This window comes from Patescibacteria group bacterium (genome assembly GCA_041661625.1).
Taxonomy (GTDB): domain Bacteria; phylum Patescibacteriota; class Patescibacteriia; order JAHIZJ01; family JAHIZJ01; genus JBAZUB01.
Map to the genome: position 1 here is coordinate 173,353 of JBAZUB010000002.1, position 17,654 is coordinate 191,006.

Below are 17,654 nucleotides of genomic sequence, written 5' to 3' on the forward strand. Positions count from 1 at the left end.
CCGTTTTGCGTCACGCTTGTTTGTAATACTATACTTCAATCACGACTGGCAGAATCATTGGCCGCCGTTCTGTTTTTTGGAATAGGAACTGGCCGATATCATCCCGCAACTTATTGCGAATGTAGGTATCGTTAAGCGAAGCTTTGGGTTCATGGTCAATCAGGATTTTTTTCACCCGCTGGAGCGTCTGATCTATCAATTGCTGCTGCGACTTCATATAGACAAAGCCGCGGGAGATAATGTCCGGCTGGCCGACTAGGTGGCCGGTTTTACCATGGATCGTAGCTATTATAATCACCATGCCGTCGGCAGCCAGCTGTTGCCGGTCGCGTAAGACCACTTCCGAAACATCTCCAACTCCCAATCCGTCCACCATCACATAGTCGGACGGCACTTTCTTGCTGGTCATCCGCCCGCCTTGCTTGGTGAATTCGAGCACTTGTCCATTATCGGCGATGAATATGTTCTTTGGATCAAATCCAGCCGATATGGCGACCTTAGCGTGGGCGTGAAGGAATGAATGGTTGCCTTCAATGGGGATTAAGTACTTGGGATTAACCAGACGCAGCATCAACTTCAGGTCTTCTTGTTTGGCGTGGCCACCGGAATGAATATCCATCATTTTATAATTGATGACTTCGGCACCCTCACGGTATAGCGTGTCAACCAGGCGCGTGACCGAGCGTTCATTGCCGGGAATGACCGACGAGGAAAATATTACGGTGTCGCCTTTTTCAATGGTGGTAAACCTGTGTTCACGATTAGCCAGCCGCATTAACACGGCTCGATCCTCGCCCTGGGCACCGGTACAGACTATTACCAGACGCTGTGACGGATATCGCTTCATGTCATCATAGGTAATCAGTGTGTCGGGTTTGATGTGCATGTAACCCAGTTGTTGGGCGATTTCCACGTTGGTGCGCATACTGAATCCGTCCAGAATTACTTTGCGGTTATATTTTTCTGCCAGCTGGACAATCTGCTGAACTCGTCCCAACAGCGAGGCAAACGTGCCGATAATCATCCGACCGGGAGCGGTTCGAAAAATATCTTCCATGTTGCCCTTGATTTCTGATTCGCTGAACTGATGTCCCGGCTGGGTAGCGTTGGTACTGTCGGACATCATTGCCAGAACATTTTGATCATGCAGGCCCGCTATCTTGGCAATATCAGTCGGCGTATCGCCCGAAGGCTGAAGGTCAATTTTGAAGTCGCCCGTGTGAACCACAATGCCGACCGGCGTCCGGATAATAATGCCCATCGAGCCTGGGATATTATGACTGACGCCGAAAAACTCAACGTCAAACAGGCCCAGTCGAAGTCGGGATGTATTGTTGATCGCTCGCAGATCCAGCTTGCCGCCCGTTTTGTAGTCATCCTGGCGTTTGGCTATAATGCCCAGGGTTAAGGCGCTGCCGAAAATCGGTGGCCGACCGAGGGCCGGAATCAAATGTGGAATGGCACCGATATGGTCGTAGTGGCCATGGGTGATGATTACTCCCTTAATGTACTTTTCCCGACCTTTGAGATAACTAATGTTGGGGATAATATAATCAATACCGGGCATATCCTCTTCGGGGAATTGCAGACCCATGTCGATCAAGATAATATCATTCTTGTATTCGAGCAAAGTCATATTCCGGCCGACTTCCTCCATGCCACCTAATGGAATAATCTTCAGTTTATCACTCATATCGGTGGGCGGGACTATATTAGGCGTTCGTTTTCGAGCGATTGGTTTTTGTTTCTTTGAACTCATCATCATAATAGTTGATTTAATGCGTGTTAGTGCTGATTATTAATGATATGGACACAATAGTTCATTGACAAACCAGCGTTATCGAATTTGCAATGATTCGATTCAGGGTGCGAAATATATTAATCTAGCCACTACCCAGAGGCCAAAACTTACGAATAATATCTATGTGCCGCGGGGGAGACTTGAACTCCCATGACCTTGCGGTCACACGGCTCCCCGCATGCCGAAGCCATGCGCCTGCCTGTCGGCAGACAGGGCGGGCAGGTGAACCGTGCGTGCCGCGCCTGCCTGGCCGATAGTCGGTTATATTTCGCTTAGATGGTGGGCGAGGAGGGACTTGAACCCTCACTGGATTGCTCCAATACGGCTCTGAACCGTACGTGTATGCCAATTTCACCACTCGCCCCCCATATAGACGCAATACCACTTAGACTTTTCGGCCAGTACGGCGGCCTGCCTGCGCGAAGCCGCTTCGGCGAAGACGGGGCAGGTATGCCAATTTCACCACCGCGGCACATAAACATCATTCTGCTTTTAGGCATAACTGTATAGAACATACCCCCTCCAGGGTTCGGCGGTCTACGACAACGCCTCGCCCGTTGCGGCTCCTCATAAACTGAAGCAGTTCAGTTTATTCGTGGCCGCAACCCATCCCGGCACTGAAGATACAACCTTTGCCAACAATGTATTTTAACTACCTCCAGCGACGCAGAGTCTTGATATACCACTTCTCCACATCGATGAATCGATCGGCTGGTACCGTAATTCTTTCCAAGTAAAATCCTTTTATTTTTTCGGCCAGTCCGTAGGTATACGTGGGATTATACAGGAAGATCGCGGGTAACTGTTCCGCTAGAATGTTTTGAAAATGCAGGTATTTCATCCGACGTTGTTCCGGGTCGCTCGTTTTGCGAGCTTCTTCTAGTAATTGATCAACGTCCTTATTGGCAAAGATTGATAAATTCAATCCCGGATCCTTGCCCTGGGATGAATGCCAGAATGGGTAAGGATCGGGATCCGTACCAACAATCTCGCCTACGAGTAGCGCCTCATAGTCGCGCGGCTTGATTACGTACTTTTCAATTCGAGCCGAATCAATGATCTGCAATTCCACGCCGACACCGATTTTTTCCCAATAATCCTTGAGCTGGTTGGCGGTGGTGACAAAATCAGGCTGGTCGATCGTTGTTAAAGTGAAGCGCAGCTCTTGCTCGCCCTTTTTCCGCAGGGTGCTGCCTTCAGGTACGGTCCAGCCGGCTTTGTCCAGTGTCTCCATGGCTTTGGCGGGATCGTATTCATACTTCTTAATCTCGGGATTGTAACCAATGTAGCCAGGTAATATCGGACCCTGGATTGCCTCGCCTTCGCCGTTCAGCGCGGCCTGGATGATCGCCGGTTTGTCCAATGCATAGGCCAGCGCCTGTTTGATCTCGCTAACTTTTAATAGTGAATTCTTTTGGTTGAGGAATACGGCGGTATATTGCGGTAGGCGTAGGAGCTTGGCGATTATCTCGCGGTTTTTTTCCAACGTGGTACGCGACTCTTTTGGAATATAGCCCAAGCCTTCAACCTTTTTGCTTTTACCAGCGTCAATTTCGCTAGTTAAATCCGGATAAAATAAAAAGGTCATTTTCTCAATATATGGCGCTTGGTTGTAGTAACAATCGTTGCGTACCACCTCATAGGAACGAATGACGCCCGAACGCCCATCCTTTTTTAATACGCGGAATTTGAATGGGCCGGTACCAATCGGTTTAAGATTGGCTTCAGCCAGAGCAAACGAGGTCGCCGGAATGTCGCTCCAAATATGGGCCGGAATAATCCCAAAAGTCAGTGAGTTTAAAAATGGCGCAAAGGGTTCTTTTAGGGTCAGGGTCACGGTTCGGTCGTCGGGTGATTCGACTATGACTCCGTGAAGATTGGGTTCAAGCGGACTGTTGACTTCGGCGGCTTGGATAAAGTCGACCGTAGTCAGTACGTCATTGGCGCCAAATGCCTGCCCGTCGTGCCAGACCACCCCCGATCGCAAGTGGATGGTATAGGTTTTTTGATCTTCACTCAATTCATAGCCTTCGGCCAGGTCAGGCACGATATCACCGGTGGCGTCATATTTAAACAATCCGGAATAAATTAACCGGGTTAAATCCAAATCAGCGTCGTTGGCTTGAGACAAGACCGGATTAATGTATTTGGGATTGCCGACCACGCCCTCCACGTATTCACCGCCGACTTTGGGTTCGACTACGGTATGATGCAGATAAAACCGAATTCCCAGCCAGGCCAGGGCCATAACGCAGGCGATTATCAAGCCGACAAATATTTTTAGCTCAACAGCCGACAACACATCGGGCAACCGGCGCAGCTGGCTCCAAGTCGGCAGACGAAGTTTTTTAGGCAGATCATTGGAACTAGAAAAGCCCGCTCGAAAGCCGGGCAGCTTTCGTCTTTGATTGGACAGAGAACGATTAATTTGGTCGAACAAACGAACCACTAGAAGTGGGTTAGAATTAGAACGTATGAACTATTTTATCATCAAACTGGCGACGCCGATACCAAAAAAAAGTACGGCGACAACGATAGTAAAAATAAACAATACTCGCTCAACACCGCGACGGGTTTGAAAAGCATTACCCTCACCACCAAAAACCCCGCCCAAACCGGAGCCGCGCTGTTGCAGCAGAATAGCCGTTACCAGGAGTACGGCCAGGACGATCATAGCAATGTCTAGATATGTTTGCATAGTTCAACGAAAAAAGCCACTTTGGCTAGGATTCACAATACCAGATGCGGCAATGATTGTCAAGAAAGTATTTCAAGCACACAGCGTAAAAAATAATTCGTGAAGTATTAGTACTATTTGGACGCCTTATTTTCAGCACGCCGTTTGATGGTTTTAACCAAACCAAACACGCTCCGGCTATTTACCTTCATGACCGGGTGTTTTTTGCGATGGCGGCGGGTCGCGCGCTTCTCAACTATTTTTTCCAGCTGGTCAATTTCGGTGTGTGGCATGTTCTTGTAAGTACGTTACACAACTATATTAGCAAATATATCGTAATCGAGGCAATCAGATACTATACATGTAAGATAAACAAAATTGATTCAAGGAGCCATAGTTTCACGTTCACTCTTGACAATATGATTTGGCATCTATATTATGCAAGGTTATCTATTTCGCAGGCTAGTGATAGAAATAATAATTTAATGGTTTAAACATGAGAAATATCAGGTTAGTGCATCTAATATATACTTTCGGTACGGGATTATTTGCCGGGCTATTATACGCGTTTGCCCAGGGCGTAGTGCCGATGCTAAATACCCTGAACGGTTCCGAGTACGCCAAAGTGGAGCAAGGTTTGATTGCCGGCTTGGATGCTTTTCCGACTGGTGTAATCGTGGTAGCGACAATATCCATGCTTTTGCCGCTGTACACGCTAATCAAGCTGCGGAAGCAGCGTTATACCAAGTTTTGGAAGCTGACCTTCTGGGGTTGGCTATTGTTCTTTTTCGGTGTCAGTGTTTTTACGATCGTATTCAATGTTCCGATCAACGAATACGTCAAAACCTGGAATCTATCCAGTCCGCCGGCCGATTGGGAAACCGCTCGGCAAAGCTGGCACACGCTCAACAATATTCGCACGCCGATTAATTTGGTAAGTTTCATCTTATTTATTTGGGCTACCTTTAGCCTAAATGAAATTGGCAATACCAAATCATCGGAACAATGGGAAGAACACGAGGAAAGTAAATCTCGGCCCATTAGATAATCGACGTCTGTTAATATCGGCGCTTAGCTTAGTTGTTCCCGCAACGATTCAGTAAGCTTGGCGCCGATGACGTTCGACAGATCGACATAGTCAGCCCGCCGAATTCCATCAACCGAACCAAACTTTTGCAGCAATTTTTTCTTAATTTTGGGGCCGATACCTGGTATCTCGTCCAGTTGTGATTTCACTGTCGTCTTTCGGTGTGTCTGGCGGTAAAACGATATGGCGAACCGGTGCGCTTCGTCGCGCATGCGTTGGAGCAAGAAAAGCGCCTCAGAATTGGGCGGTAATACAATCGGATTGGGTTTGCCGGGCAAAAAGATCTCTTCTAGCCGTTTAGCCAGTGCGACAATTTTGATGCCGGACAATTCGTTTGAAAGCTCGCGGGTAACGACACCGAGCTGGCCCCTCCCGCCATCGAGGATGATTAGATCCGGTATCGGCCAAACCGATTGGGTTGTACCAGCAGATTCGATACGACCCGCCTGCCGGAGCTGTCTCAACGCAGGCAGGTGTTTCAAGCGTCGCCGCAATACTTCGGCGAGCATGCCCGGGTCATTTGAACCGGTGAATGTATTGATCTTGAACTTACGGTATTCCGACTTCTTAGCTAGGCCGTTTTCAAACACAATCATCGAACCGACCGCGTTCACACCCTGAATATTGGAAATGTCGTACGTTTCAATCCGATGGGGCGGATCGGACAGGCGCAAGGCTTTAGCCAGGTTTTCCAGTGACTGCCGGCCCTTTGCTTGGTCGGTTTCCGCGGCGGTGATTGTTTTTAATAGATGATCGCGGGCGTTAGCTTCGGCCAGTTTTACCAATTTGGCAAATTGACCGCGCTGAACCAATTGGATTTTTAGCTGGAGCAATTTTTCGATCTCTGATGATCGTTCGGGCATTGCCGCCAGCATGACTTTCTTGGGATGATCGGGGGATTGAGTGTAGTATTGTTCGATAAACGTGGCCAGCAATTGAGCTGGTGATTGGTCTTTGATATTACTTAGGATGAAATTGCGCCGATCGATCAGTTTACCATCCCGAAACATGATCACGCTGATACCGGCTTGATTGCGTTCCGGCACCAAGCCAATCATGTCCAGATTGTCCCGTTTGGGCAGAATGACTTTTTGCCGATCCAGTACCCGATTGACCGCCCAGAGACGATCGCGCAGCGCCGACGCCAATTCGTATTGTTGTTTCGAAGCCGCGGTCGCCATTCTTTTTTCCAAGTCGGCCACCACCTCTTCGCCGCGACCCTCTAGGAAACGCATGAACTGCTTGATGATTATCTGGTAGTCGGTCCGGCTAGTGGGAGTTAAATAGTGCCCCACACAGCGGTGGATCTGGGCTTCGAAGCAGGGATCGTCGGGTTTATTCAAACAAACTTTTACCGGAAAGATTTTTTTCATGTGTTTCAATGTCAGCCGGACCGCGTAAGCCGATGAATAAGGGCCAAAGTATTTCGCCGGACCTTTGGATAATCGCCGGACGATGGTGACTGAGGGAAATTCTTCGGCCAGGCCGATTTTCAAGTACGCGAAGTTCTTATCATCCTTCATGATGACATTATAGGGTGGGTGGTATTTCTTGATTAGGGTGGTTTCGAGGAACAGCGCCTCGGTTTCGGAATCGACGATAATATATTCCAGATCGGCGATCAGTTTGACCATGTGCTGTTTGGACGGCTCGAGCGCGGCCGACCGGCGGAAGTACGACGACACGCGATATTTGAGATTGATCGCCTTGCCCACATACAATACCGACCCCTTGGCATTGCGGAATATGTAGATGCCGGGTTGTTTGGGTAGGGAGGCGAGTTTTTGGGAAATTGCCGTCATTGGTGAATTATAGCACGCAGAGAGTTCGTATAAAACATATATTGGTAATGTAATTAGGCTAATATTAGGAAATATACCCGCCTGGCCTCTTGACAATTTTAGTCAGATGCGCTAATATACTACTTCAGTTTAGGAGTGTTCTGTCCAAAACGCCTGTATGAAGCCTGCCTAAATGGGCGGGAATTCGTCGGGCAATACGTTCTACCACCGCGACATAGCTTGCCGCGGAGGAGGTTGCGATGTTCCACCAGATCGTCGAGCTGAAATTCTACGGCGTACAGCTGGCGGAGGCTCGTCCTTTGCCCTCGACGACGTTTGTCACCGACAGCGGTGAACACACGATCGAGGTCGCGGGCGAGACCGGACCGATCTCTATCAAGGGGCTGGCTGCCAGGCTGTTCGACTTCGGCTACAACGTCGAGGGAGTGTACTGGAAGGAGCAGGAAACGCGTCACGGCAGCAAGCAGACGGTCAGCGTCGTGCGCTTCCAGCGCGGCCCCGGCACCCAGCAGCTCCCCAGCGGCATTCCGGCGAACAGGTTCTTCATCTGCCACGTCTGGCGCAACCCGCCAGCTGTCGGACAGCCGTCGGTGACCACCATCAACTTGATCGGTGGGACCGGCAAGTCCCCGAAGGTCGTCCTGACCTTCGATGGCGACAACTTCGCCACGGAGGACATCCCGGCCACCGAGTAGCGCACCACTCTCGCCTCCACGGTAGAACGTCCCCATGCATCCAGGCTCTGGGTGATCAAAATCGTTTCGACTATGTCGATTCGTGAGATCATCCAGAGCCTTTCACTTTTCATGGAAGAATTTAAAAGTCAAATTTTATAATGTAAAACGAAAGTTGCCCCGCGTGACGGGGCTTCAATAATTTTGAATTCTAAATTTATAATTCTTAATTGTCTTACTACATATCCAGCGGTGCCATCGACTTGCCCAGCGCGTCATTGGCCGTTTTAACCGAGCCGATACCGATGGTGGCCTTGATATCTATTTTGTCCCGATCGACCCACTCGGGTACGGGTTCATCGGTAATCAGCGTAAACAGGTTAAGTAGGAAGGTGGTCGCGTAGGAAGCCTTTCCCAGCGTAAAATTGACGATCACGCCTTTGGGCACTGATGTCAGGCTGTGAATATCCGCCTTGATTTTGGTTTCAATATGGTGCCGGGCAATGGCGATTGATGGGAAGGGCTTGATGTATTTAAATATGTCGAGCGTACCGTGCTGTTCGAAGAGGGAACGATAGGGTGCCCGGTCGGCCGTGTCCGGGCTCATCGGCAGGGGCAGCTTCTCGGGCAAGGTACCTTTCTGCGACAGCTCGGATAGTAGCAGATTGAAACAATAACTGACGTATGCCTGAACCCACATTTTAACCTGCGGCTCGAGCATGCACAGCGCACCTAGGCTGTCTTTGGGATTGGCCATCAAATGGCTAACCAGTATCAGCTCACGTTCAAAATAAACCGGGTAACGGCCATACAGCTCGTGTAATTTTGGCCAGTCGCTGTAAATATTTTGCGCCTCCAGCCGAATATTGGCAAACAGCGGCATCTCGTTATCGTTGGTGGCGGTCAAAAACGTTTTCAATGCCTGATCGTATTCGCCGCGGCAGACTAATTTACCCAAGACGTGATTCGAGTGCCGGTTGCCCAGACGGTGCGGCCGATACCCGAACCGCTGGTGGCCGTAGTAGTTCAGGAAACCCGACTGTTCAACCCGCTGGATCGCTGAATTGAAATCCTCTGCCGCGATATCCCGCTCGGTTCGCACCAAAATGGTAAAGCGATTGCCGGCATGCGAGCCGACCCGGATGATATCTTTGCCGTAGTAAAAATTCTTGCAGAAAATACCAGGCAATTTAATGCCCTTAATCTGTTCATACCGAACACCGCGCAGACTTATGAGTTGAGACGTAATGGCTACCTCGTCTTTCAAGCCCGCATATAACACACGGCTTCGGTCAACATTTAGTTCATTGGCCAATCGCCACTGCATGTCGGCCGTACCTACGCCCATCTTTACCACATCGCAATACAGCGTGCGCCGGTCTTCGGCCGTCAAGGTCTCGGGTAGAGTCTCGGGTTCGATCGTGTGAATCGTACCGTCGCGGCTGACCTCCTCCACGATAAAATCTTCCGGGTAAAGCCGGATATAACCCAGCGGCAAGTCTTTGGGCAGCGCCGTCATGCCTAAGAAATTCAACACCTTCGGGTGCAGCGTGACAATGTCGCGATGAAACAGCTCGGGGTGTTGCTGGCGCAGTTCTTTGAGCCGCGCGAATTCCGTCGTTTCCCGTTCGTGCCGGGTGGCTTCGATTGAAGTATCATTGTCCATAATATTATGAGCGTACGCAGATTGAGTCCGAAAGTCAAGATTGAAAAAGTACGAAGCCAATCTTATCGGGCATAATGACCAAATTGAATATTGACTTTTTGAGCGGGTTGCGTTAAGAAAAGTACAGGGAACACCATCTGGGAGGAGGTTCAGATGGCTAGGAGATTTCTGGAGTTGGAACTGCCGACACGCCAGCCAGATCAATGGCCTAAGCGTTGCGGTCGATGGTTGTTGGATGTGGGTTGTGGATGTCTAGGCGTTTTACTTCTTAGTGTGGGTCTGGTGCTGGTAGCCTGCGGTCTCGTCTTTCCTATGGACGATGACGGTGATTCATAGCCCGTGTTGACGCTGTTACGACAGCCTGAAACGCTGGGCTTTTTCTATTTTGTGTCAACCCGCCCCCTAGATACTTGCCAGTATTAACTATGTGCGGTATACTGTCCCGTAGTTATTTTTTATGGTCTTCTGCGTACGCTGTTTTGACCAGGCGTAGTCTGACCCTTAAACAGCTTTGGCTAACTTTTTCGTTGCGGCCTGCGGTTCGGCCTTAGCGTAGCTCAACTACGCTTTCGCCCGAATCCTCAGCCACGCCACGCCTGCCAAAGCTGGCAGCGGCGGGCAGGTCAAATTTAGCTCAAACGCAGAGGTTCAAGATTATTTAAATATGGCTGACAACATTGTTATCAAGGGCGCTCGCGTCCATAATCTCAAGAACATCAGTCTGGAAATACCACGCGATAAGTTAATCGTGATTACGGGCCTGTCCGGTTCCGGCAAGTCATCGCTGGCGTTTGATACCATTTATGCCGAGGGCCAGCGCCGCTATGTCGAATCTCTGTCCGCTTACGCCCGGCAGTTCTTGGGTTTGATGGACAAACCAGATGTTGATCAGATTGATGGGCTGTCACCGGCGATTTCAATCGACCAACGATCGACATCACACAATCCGCGTTCGACGGTCGGTACGGTAACCGAGATATATGATTATCTTCGATTACTTTTTGCCCGAGTCGGTTTGCCCCATTGCCCCAATTGTGGACGGGAGGTGGCGCGTCAGTCAGTGGATCAAATTATCGAAAAGATTATCGCGTTACCAAACGGAACGAAAATTGTTTTATTGGCACCGCTGATTCGCGATCAAAAGGGCGAGCATAAGAATGTCCTGGAAAAAATCCGCAAAGCCGGCTATGTCCGGGTGCGGATTGATGGGTTAATTTATACCCTGGAAGAGGCCGAAGCGCTGAATCTGGACAAGAACAAGAAGCACGCGCTAGAGGTAGTGGTGGATCGGATTGAGATTACTCCGGCGATGCGTCAGCCAATGAAGAAGCAAGAGGCCGAAGGTTCGGATCGGGGCCGACTGGCCGACTCGCTGGAAACGGCGCTCGATCTGGGATCTGGTCTGGTGGCCGTGCAGCACGATGACAATGAAGAAGACATGGTTTTCAGTCAGCATTTTGCCTGTACTAAGTGCGGCATCAGTCTGCCCGAGATCGAGCCGCGCAGTTTTTCTTTTAATAATCCTCACGGCGCCTGTCCGGCCTGCACCGGCTTAGGCACAAAGCTGGAGATCGACGCCGATTTGGTAATGCCCAACAAGAAGCTGACTCTAGCCCAGGGCGCTATCCGGCCCTGGTCGCGCACATCGTCCAATCAAACCTGGTATTTCCGTATCATGGAAGCGGTGGCGAATAAAAATGGTTTTTCGGTCAACACGCCCGTGGAAAAACTGACCGTTAAACAACTCGATATGGTATTGAACGGTACTGGCGATGAAAAGTACGATGTCAATAATGATTTTGACGGCGGAAAAGTGCGCGAGTTCTGGACCACTTTCGAGGGGGTGATACCGAATTTGGAACGCCGATACAAAGAAACCGAGTCTGATTACATCCGCGGTGAAATCGAACGCTATATGCGCATCTCGCCCTGCCCGGTTTGTCAGGGTCGGCGTCTGAAGCCGGCGGCTCTTTCGGTCACGGTGGGCGAAAAGAGCATCGCCGAAGTGGTCAGCCTGACGATTGAACAAGCCGCCGAGTATTTTCAATCGTTAACTGACAAAACGAACCCGCACCGGCTCAATGAGCGCAAGCAAATCATTGCTAAGCAGATCCTCAAGGGGATCCGAGATCGGCTATTATTCTTACGCAATGTTGGCTTGGATTATCTGACGCTCGATCGAGCCGCTACTACGCTGGCCGGCGGCGAGGCTCAGCGCATTCGGTTGGCCACGCAGATAGGCTCAAGCTTAGTTGGCGTGTTATACATTTTAGATGAACCATCGATCGGTCTGCACCAGCGCGACAACGATAAGCTGATCGAAACTTTGAAAAACTTACGCGATCTGGGGAACACGGTTATAGTAGTAGAACATGACGAAACCACCATATTGGAAGCTGATCATGTGGTAGACATTGGTCCCGGCGCCGGCGAACATGGCGGCGAAGTTGTCGCAGCCGGTACGCCTGCCCAGGTCATGAAAGAGAAAAAGTCATTAACCGGCGCTTACCTGTCCGGCCGAATGTCGATTGATCCGCCCAAGAAATATCGTCCCGGAAACGGCAAGTTTATCACCATCGAAGGCGCGGAGGAGTTCAATCTCAAGAATATTAATGTGAAAATACCGCTGGGCAAGTTTATTTGTATCACCGGAGTATCCGGTTCTGGTAAATCAACTCTGATGACCGATATTCTGGCGCGGGCATTATCACAACATTTCTACCGCTCCAAAGAGATTCCCGGCAAGCACAAATCGATCACCGGATTGCAGCATCTCGACAAAGTCATTAACATTGACCAATCACCGATCGGCCGGACGCCGCGTTCCAATGCCGCGACCTATACGGGCGTGTTTACTTACATTCGGGATCTTTTTACCCAGGTGCCGGAATCAAAACTGCGCGGTTACAAAGCCGGCCGGTTCAGCTTCAATGTCAAAGGCGGCCGCTGCGAATCGTGCCAGGGCGATGGATTGAAACGCATCGAAATGCAATTCCTGCCCGACGTCTATGTCGAGTGCGAAGAATGTCACGGCGCACGCTATAATCAGCAGGCCTTAGAGATTCATTATAAGGGCAAGAATATTGCCGACGTACTCAATCTGACAGTGGAAGAGGCCTATGTATATTTTGAGAACATACCGGCGATTCACCAAAAACTGCAAACCTTACTTGATGTCGGCTTGGGCTATATTCATCTGGGTCAATCGGCTACCACACTGTCGGGCGGCGAAGCCCAGCGGATTAAGCTAGCTACCGAACTGTCACGCCGCGCCACTGGCCGCACGCTCTACATTCTCGACGAGCCGACCACCGGTCTGCACATGGACGATGTTAAACGGTTATTGAGCGTCTTGCATCAACTAGCCGACAAAGGTAATACCGTTCTAATAATCGAACACAACCTCGATGTCATAAAGTCAGTCGATTGGATTATTGACCTTGGACCTGAGGGCGGCATAAAGGGTGGGCAATTAGTCGCCGAGGGCACGCCCAAAGATGTGGCCAAGGTAAAAGGTTCGTATACCGGTCAGTACTTAAAGAAGATATTTGATAAGTTGGCGAAGAAATAAAAAACTGGGGTTGGTTTGTTAAAATTTTCGATAATTTAGCATTATGCCAAAAGGTGATTTGAAACGAGAAACAAGTATATTTATACAAAAACACCTTTTGACCAAAAGGTGAATCGTCTCCTGCAGCTATTATGGCTGGTACAACTTGAATATCTGTACATACGGGCCTCGTACTAAATCGAGCCGGAATGTTTTTAATACTACCCAATCGTTTGATTCCACTAGCCGTTTAGTGGTTCGGGCAATATCCGTCGGAATTTGATAAACTAACGCGCTATTTCGTTCTAACTCCGTATAACCCTTTAGCGCGTTGCTAAAGTTCGTATTCGAACCTAATCGATCAACCTCACTGGCCATCACGCCTTTGACATTTTCATTGGGAATAAAGTATTCAATGCCTTGGGTCCGATACCAGGTTAAATCGTGCCAACTCAAATTTGGCAGGCTGATAATCTTGTATTGATTGGTCGGCAAAGCTGGCGAGTAAGGTTCGACAGCGACGGTAGAGTCTGGCGGAATATTATTTATCGCCCATCCTTGAGCCGAAGCGACCGTATAGGGATGGCCGTAGCCAGACATGGTTCGAATCAGCCGCAGGGCTGGCCCGATGACCAGAATAAGCAGGATGGCCACCAATAAAACCGGTCGATGCCGCAGGCGATGGATTATTCTATCAATGGCGTGAGCGGTGAAAAAAAATAGTAACGGAATTAGCGGAATTACCCAGCGCTCCCAATGCAGATTCAGTACTGCCAGGCAGCCTAGATAGCTGGCCATAATGGCGATAACCACCGCAGCGTAGATATCATGCTCACTGTTAATTCGGCGTCGGGCAATTTTTACCAGAATCAATCCTACTACAATCAGCGTTAATATGAACAACAGCGTACCGATCTCCCAATCCAGAGCGTGGGTGAAGTACCAGCCCAGATTACCAAAGAAGCCCAAACGATCGTGACCACCGTGGGTATCGCGCCCCTCAATGATTACGTCATGCAACACTCGTACCGGGTCAAGATATAAAAATGGTCCGGTAATAAAACTGGTAAGCAGCGATATGACAGCAGCGAGCAACCATCGGCCCCAGCGAAATAGATGGCGGATTTGGAGAATAATCAATAGCACGCCCACCCCGGGTAAAATAAACAGCGAGGGATACTTTGTATTCACCGCCAAACCAAAGGCCACCCCAATCCAGATGTACCATTTTGTAGTATTCGGTTGCCGCAGAACTTGAAGCAAACCGTAGCAGACCCACAAGATCAGAAGCGTTTGAACAATGTCGGGCCGGATCACGTGGCTATGGTCAACCAGATAGAAAGATGTGGCTGTTAAACCGGCCGCAATCAAACCGATTCGCTTACTCCACAACTGTCCGATTAAATACACCAGAGGAATCATGGCTGCTCCGGCCAAAGCTGGCAGCACCCTGCCCAAAGTTTGAAACAGGGTAATGTGCTGATGGTAATCGTCCAAGAACGACAGATGAAAACCACCAATTACCCGACCGATCCAGTGTAATAACTTAAAGATAATTCCGACCCCATAAATGACGGTTTGTCCCGGGGCGCCGAACCAGCCGGGGTTGATGTGCCCCTGAGCAATACGCAGGGCAGGATCAACAAAAAACTCCTCGTCGATTTGGTATAAATCCGGCAAGCCGAAGCTGAGCGAATAAAAACGCAGAGCAGCTCCCACAGCGATGATACACCAGAGTATAAAAGATATTCGGTGATTCGAGATGTACGAACGGATTGATGACAGCATGTTTTTGGACAACTAGTTGAATAGTGGAATTATACAATTATTATCGTCAAATTGGCCAATACAACATACTCCATCAAAACCGTTCCTGAAAACCTCCCCCATACTAACAAAATGTGAATATGTTTAGGGGTACATTGATACTTTAATCTGTCCCCTCCTCAATTGAGGAGGGGACAGATTGTATTACCCATAATCCAAGGGATTACAATTGTAGCCTGTTAGTATGGGGGAGGTTATGGTGGGTTGCTTTTCGGCTGATTTACGGGCATAATTGTTGTATGAGTCAGCCCACTGAATTAGCACAATCGATCCTGGAAGAGTTGGCCTATTTTGATATATTTGACTTCCCGCTTACTCCCATCGAGCTTTGGCGATATAGCCGGATCGAGGGTGCGGCGATCGCAGATATCTACCAGTCGTTGGGGTCAGATCCTTGGCTTGCCGATCGAATTGGTGAACGGCACGGTTTCTGGCACTTGGCCGGACGATCGGAAATTGTGGAATCGCGTTTACGCCGTTATCGCGAATCCGAGGCGAAATATCAAAAGGCGCTAACTTATATAAAGCGACTAAGTCATTTTCCTTTTATCCGCATGATCGGTGTGTGCAATTCGTTGGCTTACAGCAACTCGCGCCGGGAAGCCGATATCGACCTGTTCATCGTGACTCAGCCTGGTTGGATTTGGACCAGCCGAATGTACGCGACCAGCTATCTTCGGTTGTTACGGCAAAGACCCTATGACCGACGCAGCACGGTTGATGCCATATGTCCCAGCTTTTACATCACCGAAGACAATCTCAACCTGGCATCGCTGCGGCGCGGCCAGCCGGACATATACCTGGCGCACTGGGTATGGCAACTAATGCCGCTCTATGATTCGGGCGATACTTATCGCAAATTCATCTCGGCCAACGGCTGGACGAGAACGATATTTCCCAACGCCTATCACAGCCAACCCACTGAAACCCGCCGTGTAGCTAACGGCACGCCGGCGCAGCGGATAAAAACGTTAATTGAATCTGGCCACAAAAATGCTTTGGGTCGGCGCTGGGAAAAATGGAACGAACGATTCCAGCGTCGTGTCTTGCCTCGACAGTTGAAAGATTTGGCCAATGTCGATAGCCGGGTAATGTTGTCAGATCAGATATTAAAATTCCACGAAAACGACCGTCGGGATGAGTACCAGCGTCGTTGGGTGGACAGCGTAAGCGCTTTGCGATGAAGAATATATCACTAATTTTGTCACGCTGGCTGCTATACGCATTGGTATTCCTTTTACCGTGGCAGACGCGTTGGATCGCGAAGCTCGGTGAGCTGAACCGCGGTATCTGGGAGTATGGCACTTATGGTTTGTACGCTTGGGACATTTTAATGATCGTGGCTGTCATCTCGGTATTGATCCAACGACACAGCCAACCCCGGCATAAAATAAGCAGTTTAGATTTCTCTATCTGGTGTCTCTTGGGTGTGGGTGCGCTGTCGTTTTTCTGGGCGGTTAATCGAAGTCTGGCCTTATTTGCCTTGTGGAAAATAGCCGAAGGCGCGCTATTGCTCTGGTTGTTGGGCGCGGTAATTATTTCAATGCGCAATATTGCCCGCTGGTTTGTGGCCGGCGCGACCCTCCAGGCGGCGTTGGGTTTGATTCAATTTATCTCCCAACAAACGTGGGCTAGCAAATGGTTCGGTCTGGCCACCCACGATCCCAGTCAGCTGGGCACCATCGTGGTTGAAACCGGCCAACTGCGAATCCTGCGCGCCTATGCCGCCTTGCCGCACCCTAATATGTTGGGCGGCTTGCTGGCGGTGGGGATAGTTATTTTATTTGGCCTGTACTTTGATCTATTCGGGCGGATCAACACTTGGTGGCGCGGGGTGGAACCAAACCTGCGCGGTCGTCATCGTTGGCAAAAACATCGACGCGCGATAGTCGGCTTCATTACCGAAATAGCCTGCTATCTCACGGCTTTGATTCTAATGACCGCCGGCCTGATGGTCAGCTTTTCACGCAGCGCCGGCATCGGGCTGGTTATCGGATTGGGTGTGATCGGCGGATACACATTAATAAGAAGCCAGTCGTATCGCCGGATAGCTTTTGGTAAGCTGGTGGTAGTTGTGGCATTGACAGTGGGTGTTACGATCGCGATCTTTCCGCAACCGTGGTTAACGCGCTTACAAGTTGACAGCCGACTCGAGCAACAGTCAATCAATACTCGAGAGACGTACCAAGAACAAGCCTTTCATCTATTCAAACATTACTGGCTGGTGGGCACCGGGCTGGGAAACTATACGGCCGGACTGCACGAAAAGTATCCCAATCTAAATCCCTGGGAGTACCAGCCGGTGCATAATATTTTGTTGTTAGCCGCGGTCGAGCTGGGATGGCTGGGAATTGTGGTCTTTGGTTTTTTTCTTTATGAACTTTGTCGCCGGATATATCGCGGACTGGTGCGAAGTATGGGTGACAGTCCCTGGGCGATGACTTTTTCCGCCGCCTTAATCAGTTTGTTAATCATCGGCCTGTTCGATCACTATCTCTGGTCGTTGCATTTCGGTATTATGTTGTGGTGGTTGGTGGTTGGGTTATTAAGGCGAGAGACACGGTAGATAT

The 17,654-nt window shown here is 49.7% G+C and carries 12 protein-coding genes and 1 tRNA gene; 5 read left to right on the plus strand and 8 right to left on the minus strand.

The annotated features are described in order from the left end of the window. Positions 1-28: 28 nt before the first annotated feature. The 5 genes from WC734_04310 to WC734_04330 form a co-directional block, all read right to left on the minus strand. A complete protein-coding gene (locus WC734_04310) occupies positions 29-1,765 on the minus strand; it encodes a ribonuclease J (GenBank protein ID MFA6198344.1) in 1,737 nt (578 codons plus the stop codon). A gap of 313 nt (positions 1,766-2,078) precedes the next feature. Next, positions 2,079-2,165: transfer RNA gene (locus tag WC734_04315), tRNA-Leu, on the minus strand. Between the two features lie 288 nt (positions 2,166-2,453). Continuing rightward, positions 2,454-4,241: an ABC transporter substrate-binding protein gene (locus WC734_04320; GenBank protein ID MFA6198345.1), complete on the minus strand. Its 1,788-nt coding sequence runs from the start codon at positions 4,239-4,241 to the stop codon at positions 2,454-2,456. A 39-nt stretch (positions 4,242-4,280) separates the two neighbouring features. Further along, positions 4,281-4,499, minus strand: a complete 219-nt coding sequence (gene secG, locus WC734_04325; protein MFA6198346.1) for a preprotein translocase subunit SecG — start codon at positions 4,497-4,499, stop codon at positions 4,281-4,283. Between the two features lie 113 nt (positions 4,500-4,612). Continuing rightward, on the minus strand, positions 4,613-4,771 hold the full coding sequence (locus WC734_04330) for a hypothetical protein (GenBank protein MFA6198347.1): 159 nt from the start codon (positions 4,769-4,771) through the stop codon (positions 4,613-4,615). A gap of 203 nt (positions 4,772-4,974) precedes the next feature. Between WC734_04330 and WC734_04335 the strand changes: the two genes are divergently transcribed. Beyond that, positions 4,975-5,526 (plus strand): DUF1772 domain-containing protein, encoded by a 552-nt coding sequence (locus WC734_04335; protein MFA6198348.1) that lies wholly within the window; start codon positions 4,975-4,977, stop codon positions 5,524-5,526. Positions 5,527-5,549: 23 nt separating this feature from the next. Here the strand turns inward: WC734_04335 and uvrC are convergent, their stop codons facing one another. Further along, complete coding sequence (uvrC, locus tag WC734_04340) at positions 5,550-7,367, minus strand: excinuclease ABC subunit UvrC (GenBank protein ID MFA6198349.1); 1,818 nt, start codon at positions 7,365-7,367, stop codon at positions 5,550-5,552. 239 nt (positions 7,368-7,606) lie between these two features. On the opposite strand from uvrC, the gene WC734_04345 reads away from it, so the two are divergent. Further along, positions 7,607-8,062: a hypothetical protein gene (locus WC734_04345; protein MFA6198350.1), complete on the plus strand. Its 456-nt coding sequence runs from the start codon at positions 7,607-7,609 to the stop codon at positions 8,060-8,062. Between the two features lie 217 nt (positions 8,063-8,279). Here WC734_04345 and truD read toward each other — a convergent pair whose 3' ends face one another. Continuing rightward, positions 8,280-9,707, minus strand: a complete 1,428-nt coding sequence (truD, locus tag WC734_04350) for a tRNA pseudouridine(13) synthase TruD (protein MFA6198351.1) — start codon at positions 9,705-9,707, stop codon at positions 8,280-8,282. Positions 9,708-10,371: 664 nt separating this feature from the next. Between truD and uvrA the strand changes: the two genes are divergently transcribed. After that, the gene (uvrA, locus tag WC734_04355; GenBank protein ID MFA6198352.1) at positions 10,372-13,278 is read left to right on the plus strand and encodes an excinuclease ABC subunit UvrA; all 2,907 of its coding nucleotides are present in this window, start codon (positions 10,372-10,374) and stop codon (positions 13,276-13,278) included. Between the two features lie 129 nt (positions 13,279-13,407). On the opposite strand, the gene WC734_04360 is transcribed toward uvrA, so the two are convergent. Beyond that, positions 13,408-15,045 carry a glycosyltransferase family 39 protein gene (locus tag WC734_04360; GenBank protein ID MFA6198353.1) on the minus strand — a complete coding sequence of 546 codons (1,638 nt, stop codon included), beginning with the start codon at positions 15,043-15,045 and terminating at the stop codon, positions 13,408-13,410. Between the two features lie 278 nt (positions 15,046-15,323). On the opposite strand from WC734_04360, the gene WC734_04365 reads away from it, so the two are divergent. Both WC734_04365 and WC734_04370 read left to right on the plus strand, forming a co-directional pair. Next, positions 15,324-16,268, plus strand: a complete 945-nt coding sequence (locus WC734_04365) for a hypothetical protein (GenBank protein ID MFA6198354.1) — start codon at positions 15,324-15,326, stop codon at positions 16,266-16,268. Then, complete coding sequence (locus WC734_04370) at positions 16,265-17,650, plus strand: O-antigen ligase family protein (GenBank protein MFA6198355.1); 1,386 nt, start codon at positions 16,265-16,267, stop codon at positions 17,648-17,650. Before WC734_04365 ends, WC734_04370 begins: the two co-directional genes overlap by 4 nt. Positions 17,651-17,654: the final 4 nt, after the last annotated feature.